The organism is Pseudaeromonas pectinilytica (assembly GCF_054780855.1).
Map to the genome: position 1 here is coordinate 1 of NZ_BAAGVN010000064.1, position 5,112 is coordinate 5,112.

The window sequence follows — 5,112 nt, forward strand, 5'->3', positions numbered from 1 at the left end:
TACCGTCACCCTGACGGTCACCGACGATAAGGGCGCGACCGCCAGCAAGAACGCTAGCGTCAGCGTGGTCAAGGCGAATGTGGTGCCGACCGCTGCCTTTAGCCACAGCGCTAAGGAATTGGTTGCCAGCTTTGACGGCAGCAGCTCCAGCGACAGCGATGGCAGCATTGCCAGCTACAGCTGGAACTTTGGCGATGGCGCGACTGGCACTGGCAAGAGCGCCAGCCACAGTTATGCGGCGGCGGGAACCTATACCGTCACCCTGACGGTGACTGATGACAAAGGGGCGACAGCCAGCAAGAGCACTAGCATCAGCGTGGTAAAAGCCAATGTTGCGCCCGTCGCTATATTCATCCAGAGCTCAACCGAGCTGGTTGCCAGCTTCGATGCCAGCGGCAGCAGCGACAGCGATGGCAGCATTGCCAGCTACAGCTGGAACTTTGGCGATGGCACGACCGGCAACGGCAAGAGCGCCAGCCACAGTTATGCGGCGGCTGGCACCTATACCGTCACCCTGACGGTGACTGATGACAAGGGAGCTACCGCCAGCAAGAGCACTAGCATCAGCGTGGTCAAGGCGAATTTGGCACCAAGCGCTGCATTTACCCATTCCGAGGCTGCTCTCGTTGCCAATTTTGATGCCAGCCCCTCCAGCGACAGCGATGGCAGCATTGCCAGCTACAGCTGGAACTTTGGCGATGGCACAACCGGCAGCGGCAAGAGCACCAGCCACAGTTATGCGGCGGCCGGGACCTACACAATCACCCTGACGGTGACTGATGACAAGGGAGCTACCGCCAGCAAGAGCACTAGCATCAGCGTGGTCAAGGCGAATGTGGCGCCGACCGCGGCTTTTAGCCACAGCGCCAAGGAGTTGGTTGCCAGCTTTGACGGCAGCAGCTCCAGCGACAGCGATGGCAGCATTGCCAGCTACAGCTGGAACTTTGGCGATGGCGCAACCGGCACCGGCAAGACGGTCAGCCATGCCTATGCGGCGGCTGGCGATTACTCCGTCGTTCTGACGGTGACTGATGACAAAGGGGCGACCGCCAGCCAGAGCGTCAGCGTTAGCGTGGTGGCACCCAATGTGGCTCCAACCGCTGCCTTTAGCCACACCGCCAAGGAATTGGTTGCCAGCTTTGACGCCAGCGCGTCGAGCGACAGCGATGGCAGCATTGCCAGTTACAGCTGGAGCTTTGGTGATGGCACAACCGGCACTGGCAAGAGCGCCAGCCACACCTATACCGCCGCCGGAACCTACACCGTCACCCTGACGGTGACTGATGACCAAGGGGCGACCGCCAGCCAAAGCGCCAGTATCAGCGTGGTCAAGGAGAATGTGGCGCCGACCGCAGCCTTCACCCACAGCGAAACGGACTTGCTGGCTAGCTTCGATGCTAGCGCTTCCAGCGACAGCGATGGCGGTATCACCAGCTACCACTGGGAATTTGGCGATGGTGTTACTGGAACCGGCAAGAGCGCCAGCCACAGCTATGCGGCGGCGGGAACCTACAGCGTCACCCTGACGGTGACTGATGACCAAGGGGCGACCGCCAGCCAAAGCGCCAGTATCAGCGTGGTCAAGGAGAATGTGGCGCCGACCGCAGCCTTCACCCACAGCGAAACGGACTTGCTGGCCAGCTTCGATGCCAGCACCGCCAGCGATAGCGATGGCAGCATTGCCAGCTACAGCTGGAGCTTTGGTGACGGTGCGACCGGCACCGGCCAGAGCGCTAGCCACAGCTATGCGGCGGCTGGAACCTACAGCGTCACCCTGACGGTGACTGATGATAAGGGCGCGACCGCCAGTCAGAGCGTCAGCGTTAGCGTGGTAGCTCCGAATGTGACTCCGACCGCTGCCTTTACCCACAGCGAGACGGACTTGCTGGCCAGCTTTGATGCCAGCTCCTCCAGCGACAGCGATGGCAGCATTGCAATTTACAGCTGGGACTTTGGTGATGGCGCGACCGGCAGCGGCAAGAGCGCCAGCCATAGCTATGCCGCCGCTGGAACCTACACCGTCACCCTGACGGTGACCGACGAAAAGGGCGCGACCGCCAGTCAGAGCGTCAGCGTTAGCGTGGTGGCCCCTAATGTGGCACCGACCGCGGCCTTTACCCACAGCGAGACGGACTTGATCGTCGGCTTCGATGCCAGCCCCTCCAGCGATAGCGATGGCCGCATTGCCAGTTACAGCTGGAACTTTGGCGATGGCACAACCGGTACCGGCAAGAGCACCAGCCACAGTTATGCGGCGGCTGGAACCTACACAGTCTCCCTGACGGTGATCGATGACAAAGGGGCTACCGCATCGCTAACTCAGTCCGTTGTGCTCAATTCAGCAGAAGGGATACATTTCCCCGATCCGGTGTTAGAAAGTGAAATTCGCAAAGCGTTGCGAAATCAGTTCTCAGATTTTACCGATACATCCCCAATCACAGCAGCATTGCTTGAGACTATTACTGGCTTGAATTTGAATCACAATGATGGTGATGAATACATTGCATCACTAGATGGAATAGATAAATTAGTCAATTTGGACTATCTGCAATTATATGGACAGCACATAACCAGTATCGCTCCGCTATCAAATCTAACTAAACTCAAAAACATTGATCTTAGAAGTAACTTGGTGAGTGAAATATCTCCTCTGATTAATTCCAAGGAGCTAGAGGTTTTATATTTGGATGCCAATCCGATCTATAATCTACAAGGATTGGAATACCTGCCATCATTGAATTATCTGTCGTTGAGGCGCATGCCGATCTATACACTATCCCCATTGCTAGGCAGCAGCTTAGGCAGTAATTCTGGGACTCTTCTCCTTGGATACAATTGTCTTTTTATGGGGGATGGAAGCGTACCTAGAGAGCAATTATTGAAATTGGAATCGGAAGGCGTTGTATTGGATTCAAATGATGAGAACACATATTTTTTGTTTGATCGTTATCCTTTAGCGGGGGCTGCCTGTATCAATCCAATATCCGAGGATAATATATCCATGGCGGCAAAATTTGATGCTGATGGCATTATTTATCAATGGAGTATCGAAAACTCAGCAATCCGAACTGATGCGAATCTTCATTGTAGTCTGTACTACGATCTTTATCAGCAACAGCCTAGACTTCCTGACCAGTCATTTGAGTGTTCCGCACAAGGAAATATGGCCAGAAGAAAGGTAATTGCCAACGGTCATTATGGTGGCAAGATGTCATTAACGGATGGTTTTGGAGGACATGCAATCGTTGATTTGCCCGAGATGATATTTGTTCAAGCAACCGGGACGGCTCATATTCGTTCCGTGGACTGGGGACAGGTTGTGGTTTCCCATAATCCGAAATTGATTCCGAATCGCGATGCCTTGCTACGAGTTCATGTGGTGAGTGACGAAGCATCGACAACAGTTCCAGAAGTATCTCTATTACTGACATTAAATGGTCAGTCTCACGCCATACCGATGGTGAAGCCGAGTTCCATTTCGCCAGCTATTGATTATGAAAATATGGATTCCAGTTATCATGCCATTATTCCAGCCAGCCTGATGCAACCTGGTCTACAAGCCAAAGTGACATTGGATAATGGCGAATTTTTGCAGTTGAATCCGGTATTCTCCAGTTCGCCCACGTTTTATCTGACTTTGGTGCCCATGCTGGTGGATGGCAAGGCGCTGGTGCCTCCCGATATTTCCGATATGCAACGGGCTTTGCGTTCTTTCTGGCCTATGGGCGAGATTCAAATTAAACAACATGCCACTTTTACGCCGGTGGCTAAAAGCGGCCATGAGTTGCTATATGAGTTAACCGATCTGCAAACGGCAGAGGGTGACACTAGCTATTTTTATGGCATTTACAGCCACGAGGTTGAAAATGATTTTGCTGGATTGGGCAGGCTTGGTCGCCCATCGGCAATTGGCTATGATGCTGACTGGTTGAGTTATCGTTGCAGTAATGTGGGTGCCGATTATCTCTGTGTGATGGCCCATGAGTTGGGACATAACATGGGTCTGTGGCATGTCGGTTGTGGTACCGAGAGCGAATTCCCTGATTTTCCGTATGATCCTTCAGGCATGGGAAGCTTAGGCATCTCATACGATCTGACAAGCCTGTATAAGTCGAGCGAGTATGTAGATTTAATGAGCTATTGCTCGCCAGAGCATGTTTCCGATTATTCGTTCAATCATGTGCAGGACTTTCTGGAGGCCAATCCGCCAGCACCATTTCCTACCACAAAGAGTGCCTCACGAACCTCAGGTCAAGGCACCTCTTCTGGTTTATTGCTCAGTGGTTCACTGCAGGACGACGGAGCCGTCACGGTGAAACGTGTGATACCGCTCTCCCGTCCGACTGTCGTTCCGCCTGCTTCAGAACTTACCGTGCTCGCACGTAGTCAATCTCAGGGCGAGGTGACGCGCTATGCCTCTATATTGACTGTGGCCGAGGAACATCCCAAGAACACTCCTCGTTATTTTCAGGTCGAGCTGCCCTTTACCGATCTGAGTTCACTCACCATTTTGCGCGATGGCAAAGTTATCTATCGCCAATCGGTGGCTGCATCGGCCAGCCGGGAAAAACCAACCGTACCGCAACTCGCGGAACAGGGCGCTGAAGTTTGCGTGCAGTGGCAGGCAGGGGAGTACGAAGGTGTCTCGCTGATGCATGTCTCGGATACCGGACAGCGAACCGTTCTGACGATGCAAAACCCGCAACCCTCAGCTTGCTTGCCGACCGATGGGATCCCGGATGGTGGTCACTGGCTGTTGGTGACTCACCGCGGGTTGACGGCCATTAGTCATCAGGTTAAGCGCTAGCAACCCATGGGCACCCAAGACGGGTGCCCATCTTTATGGCGCTTTGTGATGCCTTTGATTTGTACTCTTACGCCAATCTTTTGCACTATCACGCCGAGGTATTGTTTTTAAATGTAAAAAATGGCAGGGTGGCAAAATGGCATAGGCCCGTTGTGGTGGTGCTAGTGCCAGCCATGGCTTCGGTTGTAGCGAATTAACGTAAAACCCATATAGAGCAGGGATACGTAAGCGTTCACCAGCCCCCCGTTGACAGTCGAATGTGACGATCATCTCTTGATCCCCTTTCGGGGGTTGATAGATCCTCC

Annotated in this window: 2 protein-coding genes; one reads left to right on the plus strand and one right to left on the minus strand. The window is 53.6% G+C overall.

Going from position 1 to position 5,112, the window contains the following annotated elements; genetic code table 11:
- The coding region (locus ACYVG7_RS04705; RefSeq protein WP_460882071.1) for a leucine-rich repeat domain-containing protein at window positions 1-4,807 on the plus strand (4,807 nt) is incomplete at its 5' end.
- A gap of 33 nt (window positions 4,808-4,840) precedes the next feature.
- Here ACYVG7_RS04705 and ACYVG7_RS04710 read toward each other — a convergent pair.
- The coding region (locus tag ACYVG7_RS04710; RefSeq protein ID WP_460882072.1) for a hypothetical protein at window positions 4,841-5,112 on the minus strand (272 nt) is incomplete at its 5' end.